Source organism: Sphingobium sp. LB126 (assembly GCF_002795205.1).
GTDB classification, from domain to species: domain Bacteria; phylum Pseudomonadota; class Alphaproteobacteria; order Sphingomonadales; family Sphingomonadaceae; genus Sphingobium; species Sphingobium chungbukense.
The window spans coordinates 489,702-507,338 of sequence record NZ_NETV01000002.1 but is presented as its reverse complement, the minus strand read 5'-3'; the positions used below and the strand labels follow the sequence as shown (position 1 = coordinate 507,338).

Genomic DNA, 17,637 nt, shown 5'->3' with positions numbered 1-17,637 from the left:
GTGCGCTTCTCTCTACGGGTTCAACCCGTTGTTTCAATCCCGTTTTGCCTGTGGCCGCGCATCAGCGTTTGTCATTGTCGCCACAGCCCGGTTCGTCCGCGCTGCCGCAGGACCGCTCCCACAGATCCTCATTGCCCGCGCCCGTCACCGGCTCGTCGATCAGCGGCGGATAACCCTGGGCGATGATGTCGCGCAGTTCGATCAGGGACAAGGTGAAGATGCGTCCCACCGCCACCGAGGGATCGAGCACCGCATCCAGAGTATCGCGATTTTCCAGCGTCGAGGCGAAACAAGCCCCCCCGATAAGGCAGCCGTTGATCTTCGAACCCGGAGCGAAGCCTCCGGCGATCGCCACCAGCGGAATGGTCTCCAGCCCGGTCGCAAAACCGCCGGTCGAGCGGACAAGCTGGCCGTTGATGGCGATTTGCGGCCTCGTCCCCTGAGATGCGATCAGCAATCGGTCGGCCGTAAACCCGCGCCGGTCGGTGAAAAGGTTCGAAATGCCGCTATTCTGGATATAGAAGGCATCGCTCACATCGACGCTGATCGTCCCGGCACGCAACGTTCCCGCATCGCTCACCAGTCCGTCATTCTGCGCCAGCCGCAATTCCCGGCCATTCAGGGTCGGTGTGGCCGCCACATCCGACAGTGCCGACAGGGTGGCCGCGATGACGCTGGGGGCGCTTAACGACAATACGCCCGCCAGACCGCCATTCACATCGCTGATATCGATCAGTCCGGGGCCGGCGATGATTTCCAATGCCTGTCCCGCCGACAATGCGAGCCCGCCCTGTCCCGACCGTCCGGTCAGCCGCAGCGCACCCTGCACTCTGAGGCGCCCGCCCGTACCGATGCTCAGCGTCCCCCCGCTGGCAAGATTGGCCGCGCCCAAGGTCAGGTCCTGGACGATCAGATCGGGCGTCGCAGTCCCGCGCGACGGCGCATCGATGGCGATATTGCCCGCCGCCGCCCGCGCCAGTTCCGCCGCCGACAGGCTATAGGCTCCCGTCACATCGCCGCCGCCGATATAGGCCGGTTGCTGCCCATTCACCGACCGGAAGCCGATGCTGGTCGTGCCGCTGAGGCTGCCGATCTGCGCGGCGTTGCCGATAGCGATGTCGCCGGACGCAATGGCGATCGTCGGAGCGCCGAGCGTCCCTGTAATATTCGCCAGGCCGCCGGCGTTCACAGTCATCGGCCCAGTGGCAGAGGCATTGGCGATGCTCAGATCACCGCCTGCATCCAGCGTCAATGCCCCCGCAGTGGCCGTGGCCTGCGCGATGATCATGGCGCCGCCCGCACCCAGGCTCACGGCTGCACCATTTGCGGTGATAGCCCCGGTGGAGGCGATGTCAGCCACGCTCAGCACACCCGTCCCGGCATTCAACAGGCTCTGCCCGCCCGCGCCAAGCCGCTGGGCGCTGATCCCAAGCCCTGTCAGGCTCAGATTGCCGCCCGCGATGGCATTGCCGATCGTGAGACCACCCGTGCTGGCGGTCATCCCGATGGCACCCGCCGCCTGCGCATTCGTGACCGTAAGACTGGTGCCGGATTGCAGCAGCAGATCGCCCGTCAATGCGCCAAGGCCATTGCTGGCGATGCCGTCGGCGGCGATATCGATGGACCCGGCCGTCACCTGCCCGGTCAACTGCGCCAGACCATTCAGCGCACGAAGCTGCAACAGTCCGGTCAGGGCGGCATTGCCGACCCGTATCCCGCCGCTGCTTGCAGTCAGCGACTGGCTGTCCGCCAGCAATGTGCCGATAACGATGCTGGCGGCGGAGATGGTTCCACTGCCCGCACCGATGCTCAATTGTCCGCTGACGGCGAAATCGCCGCCGATCGCTATACCGCCTGTGCCCAGCGCATTGCCGCTGGCATCGGCCTGATCCAACAACCCGCCGGAGGTCAGATTGCCCAGCAGGATATCACCCGCGCTTCCCAGGCCGATCGCCACAGCTCCGCCCGCTGCCACGCTGGCGCCCGCGCCATCGAGGCTGCCCAGCGCATAAAGCCGCAAGTCGGTGCCTGCATCCAGCACGCTGCCGCTGGCGAGGTTGATATTGCCACCTTGGCTCAGGATCGTCAGGCTGTTGACCGCCCGCAGCGATCCGGCGGAAAGCAGGCTGACATCCCCCGGAGTGGTGAACAGGATGCTGTCGGCAGACAGGCTGTCGCTCCCTGCCGGTCGGCCACTATGGCTGAGGGCGATATTCGTTCCCGACGTGCCTGTCAGTGCCCCCGTCACCGCCACACCGCCTATCCCCGCAAAGGCGAAGGCGAGCGGACCGTCGCTCGTGAAATCAGCGTTGCCGCCGATCTGCACCCTGTTGGCCGCACTGACGGAGATGCCGGAAAAGCCCGCCACCGGCGCACCCGCGCTGACCAGCCCAACCGATCCGCTGACGCGCAGTCCACCATTGACCGCCATACTGTTGTCGGCAAAGGTCACGCGTCCGCCCGTCGTGCCGCTGGCACGCATGGTGAGCGCGTCGATCAGCCGCTGAGCCCCCGGCATCAGCGTGCCGCCATCGCCATTGACGAAGCTGGCCGCGCCACCCGCGCCAAGACCAGCCAGACCCGCCGCCGACGCGCCTGCCGGTCCGTTTCCGCCAGTACCGCCGACCCCTCCCGACCCATCGGCCAGCAGGTCTAGACCGCCCAGCGCATAATCGCCATCATTGGCCTGGAAGGCCGCGGTGCCTCCCTGGCCATCGCCGCCGCGACCGCCCGTGCCGCCACTCAGGCCCGCATTGCTCCCCGCGCTGCCATCGGCGCCCATGCCGCCCTGACCGACCGCCGTTATGGTATAGCCTGGCGTTCTGGGCAGACCCGTTGCAAAGCCAAGATGCGCGCCGTCGATGCGCCAGGTGGCGGATCCCGCGCTCGCATTGCCTCCTGCTCCGCCAGCGCCGCCCAGCGCCCCGGCCGTGCCCGGCGCCCCAGCGCCGCCCGTCGCATCGCCGCTGATCCGCAACGCGGCGCCCAGGACCGCCGTCGCACCCGCGCTGATGTCGAACAAGGCATTGCCGCCGGTCGCATGGCCGCCCGCGGCCCCGGCAAGCCCGGAACCGCTGCGTAATCCGCCAGCGCCGCCCATTCCGCCCAGCGCTTGGGCCAACACAGCGATATCGCCCGCATCCAGCACGGTCGATGTCCCCGACAGGGCAAGGGTAGCCGATCCGCCAAAGGCATCGCCTCCACGCCCGCCGACATCGTCATAGCCCGAACCGCCCAGGCCGCCCAGGCCATTGGCGGTCACGCTCAACGTATCGCTCACCGCGGTCGCGCCGAAGGCCAGGTTGAGCGCCGCGATACCGCCCGTGCCCACGCCCCCGTCACTGCCCGTCACCCCGTTACCGCCGGTGCTGCCGATGCCATCCGCGCTGACGATCAGGGTCGTGAAGGCCGGATCGACGTCGACCAGCATGGCGGCATTGCCGCCCGCACCGTCGCCGCCCGCGCCGCCGCTGCCATTGCCATTGTCGTAGATCGGCTTGAAATTGCTGTCATAGCCGATGAAGATGCGGCTGCTGCCCGCCTGACCGCCCAGCCCGTCGGCCTTGATCGTGACATCGCCGATGAGATGGCCTTCGTTCAGATAGGAAAAGCGCGCCGTGCCGCCCGCGCCGTCACCCGCCGCGCCGCCATTGTTGTCGCTGCCTCCGTTGCCGCCCGTGCCCACGGCCAACACTGACAGGAACGGGGTTGTGAGCATGCCGCCCGCCAACGTCACGTCGACCGTGCCGCCGGTCCCGCCACCACCCGCGCCGGCACTGTAAAGGCCCTGGTCATCGAAACCGTTCTGGCCGCCATTGCCGCCATTGCCCAGGGCCTGAACGGTCACGCCGCCATCGACCCGCACTTGCCCGCTGCTGCCCGCGGTCATCAGCAATCCGGCATTACCGCCTGTGCCGGTCCCGCCATTGGCACCGTTGGGAGCGTAATAGGCCATGCCTTCGCCGCCAAAGCCGCTCGCATCGATATCCAGCGTCGTGATCTGCAAGTCGCCACCACGCGATTCCATCCGTGCGGTGCCGCCTTGCCCGGTTCCGGCCAGTGCCGCCGCTGACGGGGCGACGTCCATCCCATCGGCCGCGCCGCCCGACCCGGAAGCACCGATGGTCAGCGTCCCGATGGTCGCCGTGCCACCTGAAATCAGGAATCCGGCCGTTCCGCCAAGTCCGTTGCCCGCACGGAAGGGCGTTGTCCCCCCACCCTCGCAGATCGGACTCGGGCAATTCATGGCCGACGCCCCGCCAAAACCGGCGGCCTGCACATCGACCATGCCGGCGGTCAGGCTGCCGCCCAGCACGTTGAGGTTCACCGTGCCGCCCGTGCCGTTGCCGCCATCGCCGTCGTTGAAGCTGATCCCCTCGATGGAAGGCACCGAGGTGCCGGACGCCGACAAGGAGAGATTGCCAAAGGTCATCACGCCGGTTCCGGCACGGCTCTCCACCGTCACGCTGCCGCCCAGTCCATCGCCGCCGCGGCCGGGCAGTCCGTCATAGGCGGTTCCCCCGCCATGGCCTTCGGCGTGCATCTGCAAATCGCCCAAGGCGGAAAAATCGGCATCTGCGGCATAGAGCAGGATCGTGCCACCCGTCCCATTGCCACCATTGAGCCCGTAGCCGCCGTCGCCATTGGCGGAGGCCTCGCAAAAGAAACTCGTGCAATCGAGCGAGAAGCTGCCCCGCTGTCCGCCGGACATGCTGGCGGACAGGGTAATATTGCCCCCGGTTCCATTGCCCGCTGCGCCCGGTGCGCCCCCTGCCGATCCATTGGCATAGACGGAAAGATCGGCCGCGCTGAAACTGCCGCCCGCCGCGCCGATGCTGATCGTCCCGCCGATCGCATCAGGCGTACCCGGCGCCGGAAGCGCCAGGGAATCCCCCGAATAACCTCTTGCATTGGCGGTCGCATACAGGCTTTGGGCGATGCTCAGGCTTCCCCCGTCATGCGCGGCCACCGCGATTCGTCCGCCCCGCAAGGTCGCGCCCGATGCCAGGCCGCCCGCCCCGGCGGCGTCCGCATAAAGCGATACGCCGCCACTGATGACGAGGCTGCCGGTCCCGCCGACGTCGATATCGATTCCGGTCGCACCCGGCGTTACCCCGCCGAAACGGCCGCCGTCGCCCGCGGAACCCGCCGTCGCGGACACATCGGCATCAAGAGTCGACCATGAATGCGTGCCACTGGACAGGATCAGGCCGATATTGCCACCTGTCGCGCTGCCCGCCAGACCTGCACCAGCGTCACCCCCCGTCGCCAGCGCCGAGAGGGTCACGGCCCCCAGGTCGAGGCCGCCGGTCGCGCCGATGCTGGCCACCCCGGCCGTGCCTGTCAGCATGATGCTGCCGCCCATGGCATTGCCGCCGTCGATCGGCGGCGCCGGAGACTGGAAGCCCATGGCCGCCGACGCGTCCAGCGTCGTACTGCCAAAGCGCAGCGTGCCGCCCTCCGCCCCGCTGGGCCCTGCCGCGGTGAGCGCAGACAAGGTGATCGCGCCGCCGGTGGCATTGCCCGAACGGTCGCTGCCGAAACCGGCATAGCCCGATGCGCTGGCGTTCAGCGATGCCGCCTGGATCAACCCGCCCGTGGCGATCAGATTGATCGAGCCTCCATTGGCGTCTTCCCCGATCAAAGGCGGCGCACTCACCCCGGCATTGCCAAGGCCATTGGCGTTCAATCCCAGGCTGCCCGCAATGCTGATCTGCCCGTTGGTCGCAGCATCGCCGGTCCCGCCAAAGGTCAGCAGGTCGATCGTGCCACCTTTCGCCCCGTTCCTCGCGGTCAGGATCATGTCGCCATCCGCGACGATCGACCCGAACTGGGCCGCGTTCAGGGCGATGCCATTCTCGGCCGATGCCGTGACGCTGTTCAGGAAATGAGTGGGCGTCCCCGATCCGGACTGGACCAGTATATGCCCGCTGGCATTGCCACCCTGGGTGCCGCTGGGGGCGAAATCGGCAAAGCCACCCGCGACATCGAAGCCGGCGGAAAGCACGACCCCGTTATCGTCGGAGGTCGCGGAAACGGCCGGCGTATATCCCATGGAGCCGGACAACAACATGGTCAGGGCGTTGTTCTTGGGCACCGCGACCATGTAGATGCGCTGCGAATCTCCGATGCCGCTGGAGCCGGGGCCCGTCGTCGTGCCGCTATGCACCACGCCGTTGGCATCGCCCGTCCCGGCCGTGATCGTGATGTCGAACAACCCGCTGTTGATACGGACGTCCGCTTGCTCCGCTCCCACATAGGCGACCGAACCGTCGACATTGACGGTGCCCGCCTGCACCACGCGCGGCGCGACCAGGGCGACATAGCTGCCTGCCGCCAGCGCATTGATCTGCGCGCCAGCCTGCACTTCGACTGCGGACGTGCTGCCCGCCGCGCCGCGGAAGCGGATTTCGCCATTGCTGCCGTAAAGTCCGCCGGTCGTATCGATGTCGTTGCTGGTCAGCACCAGCGATCCGACATTGAAGACGCTGCTCGGCCCCGCGATGATGCCGCCGGGCGCGTAGAACCAGATCTTCCCGCCCGTGCTGCCGAACAGGCTGGACTGGACCGTGCCGTTGAGCGCCACGATGCGTGATACCGGCAGGCCGCCGCCATCGACCGGCAGGATACGATTGAGGACCGTGTAATCGCTGAACGGCACGCTCACATTGGTCTGGAACTGTGCGGCGTTTCCGGCTGGCAGGAAATCGACGACGCCTGTTCCGCTGGTATCGCTCGGTGTCCAGTTGATGACGGTTTCGGCCGTATTCACCGTGATGGTGTCGCGGCCGGGATTGATGGATGCCGATCCCGTTATGACGGAAGGCGTGCCCTGGAATCCGGTCTGCGCATGGGACGGGGCGCTCCACGCGGCGGCGAACGCAATCACGCTGGCGCAACCACGCAGCAGCCTTGCGGGGGATCTGTTCATCATCAACGCCTCCACGGCACGAGCTGCGTGGTGAACGAAAAGAGCAGGCGTGTATCGCCCCGCTCCGTCTGGAATCCGGCCTTGCGCAGCGGCGTGGCCGCCGTCAGGTCAAGCCGCGCATGGTTGGACCATGTGACACGGACGCCGCCGCCCGCCGAATACAGCTTCTGCGGATCGAGCCCGGCATAATTGGCGCTTTGATGCCACATCCATGCGCCATCGAAAAAGACGAAGGGCTGGAGGGCGACGGCACCCGGTCCCTTGGGCGTGATCCTGCCGTAACGCAGTTCCGCCGCGATGCCGACACCGCTGTCGCCGGTCAATATGCCGGGGTCATAGCCGCGCCCGACCGTATAGTTGCCGGCGCTCATCTGCTCGTAGGACAGCAATATATCCGGACTATATTGCGCCCTGGACGCGAGCGAGAAGGTGACGTCCGGCACCGGCCGATATTCCGCCAGCGCGCTCGCCCGCAGGACGAAGGCGGACGGATCGCCATCCAGCTGGCTGATCGGAATGGCGGGATAGGCGCAATTCGCGGCGGCGGGACCACAAGCCTCACTGGCGCTCAGCGCGCTCACACCCTGCCGCACCTCCATCGCTCCGCCGATCCGCCATTTCGGTTCGATCCCCGAATAGCCGGTGGTGCTGACGATGCTGTCGGGATCGATCACCTCCCCCTCCAGCCGCAGGAACAGGACGCGGATGCGGTCGCGCGACAGCGGCACCTTCACCCCGCCCGTGCCGAACCGCAGATCCTGGTTCACAACGTCTAGCCCCCCCGTGGCCAGCAGCGTATGCACCTGCCGCCGCACCAGCGGATAGCTGAGCGCCGCCGTCGCGATCAGTGTTTCGGAGGACAGGGGCGCCCCGGCTATGCCCGGCTTGCTCCACGCATAGGTCAGGTCACCCGACAGCCGCAGCCCGTCATGGCCGAGCGCCATACTGTGTCCGACCTGGAGCACGGTCTGTTCGCTGGGCTGCGCGGTGTTGAAGATACTGAAGACCGTGCTGTCACCCATGCCGGTCATGTCGTTGAAACGCACCCGCGCCAGCCCGCCGAAACGCCCGACCGCGTTGCTGCCGAGATTCTGGACATTGACGTCCATCTCGACGCGTTGCCGCACCACCTGCACCTCACCGACGACTTCGCCGGGCGCAGTCCCCGCCGGCCGCAATGCCAATCGCACATCATAGCCCGGCAGGTCGCGTGCCAGCAGCAGATGGCGCTCCGCCTCGCGCACATTGAACACCGGCTGCCCCTTCAGCGCCTCCATATGCGCAGCGGTCAGCTTCTCGCTATACCCGGCATTGCCGCGGATCTCGATCGCGACCAACTTCGCCATGAAGATGTCGAAGCGAACCGTCCCGCCCTTCCCGATGCGCTGGGGCGGCACCTGCACGGCCGCCAGATAGCCCATGGTGCGCAAGGCCGTCGCCACCCGGTCGCGGACTTCGCACAGGCTGGCGATTGGCACGTCCCGGCCAGCCAGATCGTTCCAACTGTCCTTCAGGGCTGCGGGATCGACGACACGCAGGCCGTCGAACTGCACATCGGCAAAATTCACGGTGACATTGGCATAGCGCGGATCGGCCAGCGGACAGGGCGCCCGCTCGACTCCGCCCACCACGCTCAGCCGGTTGCCTTCCCGCGCCGCATCGCCGGGCAATTGGCCGCGAGTCAGTTCCTCACGCGTCGGCGCGCGCGGCGCGACCTGCGCCAGGGCCGCCACCGGCATCAGCATCGTCGCCGCCAAAGCCAGGCGCTTCAGCCCCGTTGTCCTGGCCAACCCCTTATCGCGCATAGACGTCCCCAAACCGTCCGGCAGGCTCGTCCCTGAAGCCGCCTTGTCCCTACCCTGTCCTTCTTGGCAGGCGCCGGCCCTTTCGGCCTGTCACCCCCCACTCCTTTTGCGACCGTTCCGAGCGCGTTATCAGCGCGTCCACGCGCCCACAAGCGCCATGGCCGTCAATTTCGCGCCATACCATCCGCCAGCGCCGCCGTGTCGACCAGAAGGTCGAGCTGCGCCGCACACTGATGGGCGATCAGGCCGGCCGCCACGCCGTCCAGCGCCGCCGCCGTGCCCAGCAGGGCGAAGCGGATCTCGGCGCTCCGGGCGCCATCGCCCAGATGATAGGCCGCACCTTCGCGGATCGGAGCGGCAGCGGGCCATGCCGCCACGGCCTCGCCCGCGGCGAAGGATGCGCTGGCATTGACGCCGTTGCCGCTGATCCGCACCGTTGCCGCGTTGGCCGCATCGGCACGCCACAGCCGCACCGCCGCCGGATCGGCCACGCAGAAAGGTCCCGGCTGGGCCAGATCGACCATCCACAAATTCGGACGGCGGGGCGCCGCGGCAGCTTTTTCGCTGACATTGCCCCGTACCGCCCCGGTACGCGCCCGCCTTACCCGCTTGGTATCGAGCAGCGCGGAAAGCATGACTCCATTGGCGGGCGCAGCGCTTGCCGCGGCGCTCACGCTGAAGCTGCCCGGCCCGCGCAGGGTCCGCGTGCCCTTCGCATCGAGCAGCGTCACCACATCGCCGGCCTTGAGCGCGACCATCCCGCCGTCGGCGAGCTTGCTGCCGGGCCGATAGGTCGCGGCCGACGGACCGCTCGCCCGGACCACCATGGTTTCGGCCGAAGCCGACGTGCCGAAAACCGCCAGGATCAACCCTGCCAGCGCCCATCCTGCCGCAGTCCCACGCGCGGCGATCCTAGCCAAGGCCATAAATTCCTCCTTCCCCGATATATTCGCAACGATAGAGCAGATTGGCGAGCGCCGCATCCTCCGGATGATGGTTAACCAGCATTTGAAGACGTTTCATGGCCTCGGCCCGCGCTGCGCCATCCTCCGCATCGAATGCCTCCAATATCTCCGCCAGTTCCGCCCGATCCCCGACCGGGAAATCCGGCGCCGGCTCGAACAGATCCACCGGTGTCGCTCGTCCGCGCAGCCGGACCCGTCCCATCGGCCGCCACCAGTCCAGTCCCGACCGCTCCATCGCATCCCGGCTTGCCAGCACATTGGTTTCCAGCGCCTTGTTCGCCGCTTCCAGACGGGAGGCCGTATTCATGCTGTCGCCCAGCGCGGTATATTGAATACGGCCCTCCCCGCCGAAATTGCCGACGATCGCCTCGCCATGATGCAGCCCCACACGGGTCCGCCCGATCGGCGGCACGCCGGGCGGCAGGTTCCGGCGGAAAGCCTCCCCCGCCTGCCACATGGCATAGGCCGCCAGCGCCGCATTGCGCCCGTCGTCGGACCGCGCGATCGGCGCACCCCAGAAGGCGACCACCGCGTCGCCCACGAATTTGTCGATGGTCCCGCCATGCGACAGGACCACGTCGCTCAGCATGTCGAGATAGCGGTTGAGCAGTTGCGCCACCATTTCGGGGGCGATGGCATGGCTGAGCTTGGTGAAGCCTTCCAGATCGGTGAACAGGGTGAAGATCGGCCGCTTCTCGCCGTGAAGCGCCAGTTTTTCAGGCTCGGCCAGGATTTGCGCGGCAATATCGCGCGGCAGATATTTGCCCAACGCGGCTTGCGCGAACCGGCGCTGTTGCGACGTCACCGCCCGCGCCGTCACCCCGATGGCGGTAAAGGCCAAGACCCAGCCAAGCACCCAGCCGACCGCGGGCAGCCCCTTGGTATCCCAGCCCCGCGCCTGCAACCAGACCGGCAACCCGGCGATCGCGCCCGCCTGCACCGCCAGCGCCGGCAGCAGGGTGAACCAGCGCAATTCGGCCAGGCTGGTGATCGCCGCGGCCAGGATCACCGCCAGCGCCGCCAACCAGCGCGCACCCTCCGGCACGGCGGGCAGCTTCGCGCCGTCCAGCAATTGGGCCAGCATCGTCGCATGCACCTCCAGCCCGATCATGGTCGATCGCGCCTGACGCCCCGACAACGGCGTTTCGAACTGGTCGATATCGACGATGTCTCCACCGATCAGCACATGGCGGCCGCGCACCATCGATGCCAGGGCCGGCGCCATGGCGGGATCGGCCAGCAAATCGATCTGAAGGCTAGGGATCACGGGCGCCTCCGACCCATCCACATGAGCGAGCGGCAAGCGGAACCGGATCGCCCCCCGATAGTCACGGAACGGCGGCGAAGGCTGCATCGCGAGGGTCAGCAGCGGCGGCTGACCCTTGGTCGGAACAGGCCAGCTTCGCGCGACATTATCGGCATCGGTTTCCAGCCTTATGCTGGCCGGGTGCACCCGATCCGTCCGCGCCTGAGCCATGAAGCGGTCGAGAAATTGCTGCTGCTCGAAGATGATCTGTTCGCGATTGTCGCCCAGATTGGCATAGCCCAGCCAGACCGGCGTGCGCATCGCGTGCAGCGCGGCGAGCAGTTCGGCATCCTCATCCTGCGGCTGGTCGAACAATATATCGATGCCGATCGACTTCGCGCCCATCGCATCGATATTGCGCAGCGCCCTTGCAAGCAGCCCCCGGTCCAACGGAGAGCGTTTCCGGGTCGCGATCAACGTCTGGTCGTCATAGACCACCATCAATATGCGCGGGTCCTGCGCCACGCGCGGCGCGAAAGTGGCCGCCCGCCAATCGTACAGCCCGCGTTCGGCATCGGCGGTCGGAATTTCCCGCTGTGAGGACACGCCGTCCAGCGGCCGGTTCCAGTCCCAGCCGGCCACGAACAACGCCAGCAGCAACACGATCAGCGTCGAGGCCAGCCGCCAGCGCCCGGCATCGCGAACCACTCGCGCACCGCGTCGCCACAAGCCGCTCATCATGGCGATCAGCGACGCGCGATCAGCGGACGCGCACCATCACCGATGATCGCGAAGCCGGACCAGTAGAAGGGATGGGAGGTTTCCGGATCGTCCATCAGCTTCACCTGCGCCTGCCGCAGCGCCTCCGCCACCGGCTGGTCGGGCGCGGCCGCGAACAGGCCGGCCATCAGCCTTTCGGTCGCATGATAATCCTCCGGCGCGGGCCAGTGGCTGGCAATCACCGACCGGCTGCCCGCGCCGATGAAGGCACGCACCAGCCCGTCCAGTGCCCCGCCGCCGCCCGAAAGGCCCGCCGCACGCGTCGTCTCCACGCCCGCTGCACCCGCCGTATCGCAAGCCGACAGCACGACCAGATCGGCATTCAACCGCAGGTCGAAAATCTCGCCGAACTGCAACAGCCCATCCGAAGCCTTGTCCGGAGCAAAGCTTGTGAGCAGCGCGGGCCGGGCCGGGCAGCCCGGATGCGGCGGCGTCACCAGCCCGTGGGTGGCGAAATGCAGGATACGGAAACTGTCGAGATCGCGCCGCCCCGTGACGGCTTCGTCGGTGAAGGCCGCACCGGTCACCAGTTCGCTGCCCTGCCCGCCGATCGCCTGCGCCGCTTCCCGCAATTCGGTCGCCGGTATCGGCCGGTTCCACTGCATGGGCGACCAGCCGCAATCGTCCGCACCAGCGTCCGCCAGCACGCCACGGGTCGATGCCGTCAGCCTGGGCCCCGCGAGCGGCGCATTGTCCCCGAAACCGATATAGCTCTGCGCCGCGTTGGACGGCGCTGCCGCCCGCGCGTCGCGGAAGGCGCGCGCCGAGAGGGCCGTGCTCACCGCATGGTCGCGCCCCAGCCATTCGATCCCGCGAAAATCGAACTCGTCGCCGCCCTGCGCGACCCGAGCCTGATAGGCATCGACGCCCTTTTGCCCGGCGATCAGCAGGTTGACCGGCAGTTGCAACATGGCGCCGTCCGGCTCGAAGATCAGGTGCCGCACCGCTGCCAGCCGCGGTTCCACCGGCCCGAAAAGATCGAGATAGAGGCTGCGCGCCATCGGCACGTCCAGCGCATAGGTGGTCTGCGCGCCGTTCACGTCGATGGAAATCGTCTCGCGCAGCGCCGCCACCTTCTGCGCCACGTCGCCAGCGCCGGCCGCCAGCCGGTAGCCGGTCGCGCCAGCGCCGTCGATCCACAGCGCATAGAGTGCGTCACCCAGTTGCGCCAATTTGAAATAGCCTTCGCCTGGCTTCAGCGTCGCCTGCATCTCCGCCAGCGTCAGCACTTGCGGACTGACCGCCCGATATTGCGGATAGGCCGCCAGCGCCGCCAGCGTATTCGCCTGATCGGTGGCGAGCTGATCGACTTCCGCCTGCGCTTGCGCGACCTGCTGCCCCAGCGTCGCATCCGTCTCGGCCGCCTGCCGCAGTTGCGCCAGCGCGATCCGTCCGCGTTCGATATCGCGCGACAGGGAAACCGACTGGCGGAACAGTCGCGCCGCCTCGCCGTCTCCCGCGGACAGTTCGCGACTGAGTTGCTCCAACGTATCGGCGGCGCCCGGCCGCACCAGCATCTGGGATGCCGTGAAGAGGTCGGCCGCCAGTTCCGGCCGCTGCGGGATGTCCCGCGCCAGCAGTGCGAAATAGGGCTGCAACTGGTTCGCCATGCCGGTCAGCGTCGCGCGATTGCCCAGGGCCGAGGCCATGATGCCGCGATAGACCTGCAACGCATCCTCGCTGCGTCCCCGCCGCACAAGGAATGCGCCCAACCGCGCCCGCGCTCCGTTCAACGCCACCGTCTCGGGATATTGCGCGCCCAGCAAGGCAACCGACTGGTCGAGTTGGCTCTCCGCCTGTCCGAAACTCCCTTCCGCCTCGAACGTCAGCCCGATCTCGCCCAGCAATTGCGCCCGCAGCCGGGTGATCGATGTCACGCGCCCGTCGCGGATCGCCACCGCGCTCGCCAATGCCTTGCCCAGCACCTCGCGCGCAGGCCCCGGCTGTCCCGACAGGCGCAGGATCGTGCCGCGCAACTGCTGCGCCTGCGCATCGATGATCGCTGCCCGCTCGACCGGCGTCAGCACCGTATCCTGCCGCACGCCCAGCGCCCGCGCCTGCGATACGCCGCTGCTCATCTCCGCCGCGACTTCCGGCGTCAGCGTGACGACCTCGTCGCCTTGCTCCAGCCCATTGCCGCTGCCTGTCAGCGGACGATCCAATATCGCCAATGCGCCTTGCAGATCCCGCTGGTTGATATGGTGCATCGCCTCGAAATTCCGGCGCAGCCTCAACTGGACAGCATCGCCCGTCGCCACGGCACGGGCCTTGGCAAAGGCGGCATCGGCCTGATCGAACAGCCCCAGATTGGACAATTGCAACCCGCGATTGACCAGATATTCATGCGCCCGGTTGGTTCGTTCCGCCGGGGTCAGCCGATGGGCATCGGGGTCGCGCGCCAGACGGTCGGTCAGGCTGTCGAAAAATTCCGCCGCCTCGGCATAATTGCCTGAGGCGTTCCGCCTGTAGCCCTCTGCCATCACGATCTGCGGATCGAGTGTCGCCGCCTGCAATCGCGCGAAACCGGTGTCGTTGTTGCCGACCGTGGCGATATCGACCTTTCCCGGCACGATCCGCCCCGCCATGACGGATCGCAATCCCAGGTCGAGCGCGCTGGCATAGGCGGCATAGCCTTGCACGGCATAAAGCGTCTTGCCCCGCTTCACCGTGACGATGCGATAGGCGCCGAGCGACCCGGTGCAGTTGCGGATCAATGCCGCGCCGATCTGCGGCAAGGTGGCGCTGCCGGCCGCGCTGCATTCCACCGCCACCTTGCGGGAAGCATTGAGCCGATCCAGCAGTCCCGTATCCGGATCGGCCGATCCCTGCCTCAGCGCATAGACCTGTCCAACCGGGCGCGCCGCGTCGCGGCATACCAGCGTCCAGGCGCGATCGAACATGGTCCGCGCCGCCGGATCGCCTGTCGCGCTCTGTGCCTGACATAGCGCCCCGCCTTCGCTGCCGACACGGAAACTGTCCTGCAACAACGGATCGCTCGCCTGCGCCCGCACCCCAACCGACAGGCTCAGGACGCCCGTAGCGGCCAGCCCGCAAATGATCTTCCCCACAGCGCTCAAAGGCTTATCCCCTCGGCCTTGCAGGATCAGTCCTTGCAAAACCCCCCTTAGCATCGTCGTGGCCGTCATAACCCTGCCCCATGGTGCGTCGCAAGATGAAATGGCGGCCTGAGAGGAAGGTGCGGCAAGGAAGTGACAGTTTGGTAAGATTCGATCTCCATCGCGCAATTTTCATTGCAACGTGCAAAAGAGCTGATTTAGATTAGCAACGAGTGAATATTCATCGGCAATGGAAGATAAATGCCGATCACTTTGGAATAAAAATAACAGGATGTTCACTAAAGGGAGGATGCAATGAAGCAATTTCCACGCAAGAATTCCGTCTATCGCCTGTCCGCTTCATGCCTTGTTCTGGCAATGACGGCGATATCCACCGGCGCCCTTGCCCAACAAACGGGTGCCGGCTCCGACTGGTCCGGCAACGAGATCATCGTCACCGCGACGAAGCGCAATGAATCCATCCAGAACGTTCCCTTCTCTATCAACGCGCAGACCGCCGAGGCGATGCAGCGCATGGGCGCCACCTCGATCGAGGATGTCTCGCGCAGCGTCGCCGGCCTGACCGTCCAGAATCTGGGGCCGGGCCAAAGCCAGGTGTCCGTGCGCGGCGTGTCGGCGGGCCAGGTCGTGCGCGACCAGCCGGGCGTCAAGGAACAGGTCGGCGTCTATCTCGACGAATCCGTCATCTCCATGTCGCTGTTCACGCCCGATTTCGACCTGTTCGACCTTGACCGCGTGGAAACGCTGCGCGGGCCGCAGGGCACGCTTTTCGGATCGGGTTCCGAAGGCGGCACCGTGCGCTACATCACCAAACAGCCCAAGCTCGGCCAGACCGAAGGCACGGTGGAGGGCGGCGTCAACGTCCTCAAGGGCGGCGATGTCGGCTATTCGGGCAAGGGCGCGATCAACCTGCCGCTGGGCGAGACGGCAGCGATCCGCGCCGTGGGCTATGGCGAGCATTATGCCGGCTTCATCGATGCCATCGGCCCCGCCGCGGGCAAGAATATCAATGACGGCCGCCGTTATGGCGGGCGCCTCAGCCTGCTCTGGGAACCCGCGCCGGGCATCAAGCTGACCCCGCGCATCATCTATCAGGATATCAGGACCAACGGCTTCAACCGGGAAGACAGCTATCACCTCTATTATAACAAGTTGATCAACCCGCTCGATATCCTGCCCGAACGCACCCAATATCTGAAGCTGCGCGAGGAATTCCGCGACAAGACGACCTTGGCGGATTTCACGGCGAATATCGATATCGGCTCCGACGTCGCGCTGACCTCGATAACCACCTACATCCACCGCGACATCCTGGTCAGCCGCGATGCCTCTGCCCTGACCGGATCGGTGTCGGTCACGCCCTTCATATTGTCGCTGGGTGCAGCACCCGCGCTCGCCAACCTGCCGTCAAATCTGCGCGATACGACCAAGCTCAAGCAATGGACGCAGGAATTGCGCCTCGCCTCGACCGGCAACGGACCGCTCCAATGGGTCTTGGGCGGCTTCTACAGCCATGTCGACCGCACATATGAGCAGCGTCTGCCAACACCAGGCTATGATGCCATCGTCGACGCGGCGCTGGGCGCTGGAACGTCGGCCGGAGCGGCCAACGGCTTCCCGCTCAACTCGCCCTATAACGCCGACATCCCCTATATCATCAAACAATATGCTGCCTTTGGCGAGGCAAGCTACAAGATCGGCCAGTTCAAGCTGACCGCCGGCGGCCGCTATTACGACTTCAAGGAAGAGCGTGACTTCAAAACCGGCGGCGTTTTCTCCAATGGGGACAACCGGGTGGGGGACAAGACCGGATCGACCGGCTTCTCCCCGCGCTTCATCGCCAGCTATGAGGCCAATCGCGACCTGACCTTCAACGTCCAGGCGTCAAAGGGCTTCCGCCTGGGTGGTGTCAACGATCCGTTGAACCTGCCGCTCTGCAACGGCGGCGCGACCGGGCCGGACGCGGCCACTTACGGCAACCGCCCGACTTTCGACGACGAGACGCTGTGGAACTATGAGGCCGGGGTCAAGGCGTCGGGCAGCGGCATCACCTTGAATGCCGCGGTCTTCCACAACGAAATCAAGAACCTCCAGGTCACGGCGGATGCGGGCAGTTGCTCATCCCGCGTTCTCTTCAACGTACCCAAGGCGCATACGACAGGCCTGGAAGCGGAACTGAGCGCCCGCCTCTCCCCCAATCTCGACCTGTCGCTCAGCGGCAGCTATATCGACTCGAAGATCGACAGCAACGTCACCGACGCGGGCGGCGCGATCGTCGCGGGCATCCGCAAGGGCAACCGCCTGCCTACCGTGCCGAAATTCCAGATGGCGGCTGCGGCGACCTATACGATGGAGGTCGCTGCGGAAACCGACTGGTCCTTCACCGCCAGCTTCCAGCATGTGGGTGATCGCTATACCCAGCTTGCCGATCAGGAACCAGGCTCGGGCAGCTTCCCCAACTCCATCTATTATGACCCGGCCACCGGAGCCTATGGCACCGGCGCCTTCAACTTCGGCTCCTACAAGCTTGGCGCCTATAATCTGGTCAACCTGTCGACGGGCGTAAGCTGGGACAGCGGCCTGTCGGTCACGCTCTACGTCAACAATCTGTTCGACGAAAACGCGCTCTATTCGCTGGACCGCGAACGGGGCGGCCGGGGACGGCTCGGCTATAATATCGGCACCCCGCGCAAGATCGGCGTGACCGTCCGCAAGGATTTCTAGAGCGCGCTGCGTTAGATCATACCCAAGTCGCGCGCTCTAAGTTTTTGTTGTCGCATCGTTTAAGCGCAAAGCCGGTTCCCACTTTTGCGCACGATGCTCTAGACGCTCA

6 protein-coding genes are annotated in these 17,637 nt (G+C 66.3%); 1 reads left to right on the top strand and 5 read right to left on the bottom strand.

Features of this window, described 5'->3' with window-relative positions:
* Positions 1-61: 61 nt before the first annotated feature.
* From CAF53_RS18480 to CAF53_RS18460, 5 genes are all read right to left on the bottom strand, one after another.
* Positions 62-6,934, bottom strand: a complete 6,873-nt coding sequence (locus tag CAF53_RS18480; protein WP_100239143.1) for a histidine kinase — start codon at positions 6,932-6,934, stop codon at positions 62-64.
* On the bottom strand, positions 6,934-8,736 hold the full coding sequence (locus CAF53_RS18475; RefSeq protein ID WP_100239142.1) for a ShlB/FhaC/HecB family hemolysin secretion/activation protein: 1,803 nt from the start codon (positions 8,734-8,736) through the stop codon (positions 6,934-6,936). Before CAF53_RS18475 ends, CAF53_RS18480 begins: the two co-directional genes overlap by 1 nt.
* 164 nt (positions 8,737-8,900) lie before the next feature.
* Positions 8,901-9,662: a hypothetical protein gene (locus CAF53_RS18470; RefSeq protein WP_046763991.1), complete on the bottom strand. Its 762-nt coding sequence runs from the start codon at positions 9,660-9,662 to the stop codon at positions 8,901-8,903.
* Entirely contained in the window at positions 9,649-11,685 is a 2,037-nt protein-coding gene (locus CAF53_RS18465) for an adenylate/guanylate cyclase domain-containing protein (protein WP_242443513.1), read from the bottom strand. Before CAF53_RS18465 ends, CAF53_RS18470 begins: the two co-directional genes overlap by 14 nt.
* 8 nt (positions 11,686-11,693) lie before the next feature.
* Complete coding sequence (locus CAF53_RS18460; protein WP_100239555.1) at positions 11,694-14,756, bottom strand: CHAT domain-containing protein; 3,063 nt, start codon at positions 14,754-14,756, stop codon at positions 11,694-11,696.
* A gap of 342 nt (positions 14,757-15,098) precedes the next feature.
* Between CAF53_RS18460 and CAF53_RS18455 the strand changes: the two genes are divergently transcribed.
* On the top strand, positions 15,099-17,528 hold the full coding sequence (locus tag CAF53_RS18455) for a TonB-dependent receptor (protein ID WP_100239140.1): 2,430 nt from the start codon (positions 15,099-15,101) through the stop codon (positions 17,526-17,528).
* Positions 17,529-17,637: the final 109 nt, after the last annotated feature.

What these genes read in the sequence shown, in the direction of transcription:
- CAF53_RS18470 (WP_046763991.1), bottom strand. Translation starts at nt 9,662, where the DNA reads ATGGCCTTGGCTAGGATCGCCGCGCGTGGGACTGCGGCAGGATGGGCG.
- CAF53_RS18480 (WP_100239143.1), bottom strand. Translation starts at nt 6,934, where the DNA reads ATGATGAACAGATCCCCCGCAAGGCTGCTGCGTGGTTGCGCCAGCGTG.
- CAF53_RS18465 (WP_242443513.1), bottom strand. Translation starts at nt 11,685, where the DNA reads ATGAGCGGCTTGTGGCGACGCGGTGCGCGAGTGGTTCGCGATGCCGGG.
- CAF53_RS18455 (WP_100239140.1), top strand. Translation starts at nt 15,099, where the DNA reads ATGAAGCAATTTCCACGCAAGAATTCCGTCTATCGCCTGTCCGCTTCA.
- CAF53_RS18475 (WP_100239142.1), bottom strand. Translation starts at nt 8,736, where the DNA reads ATGCGCGATAAGGGGTTGGCCAGGACAACGGGGCTGAAGCGCCTGGCT.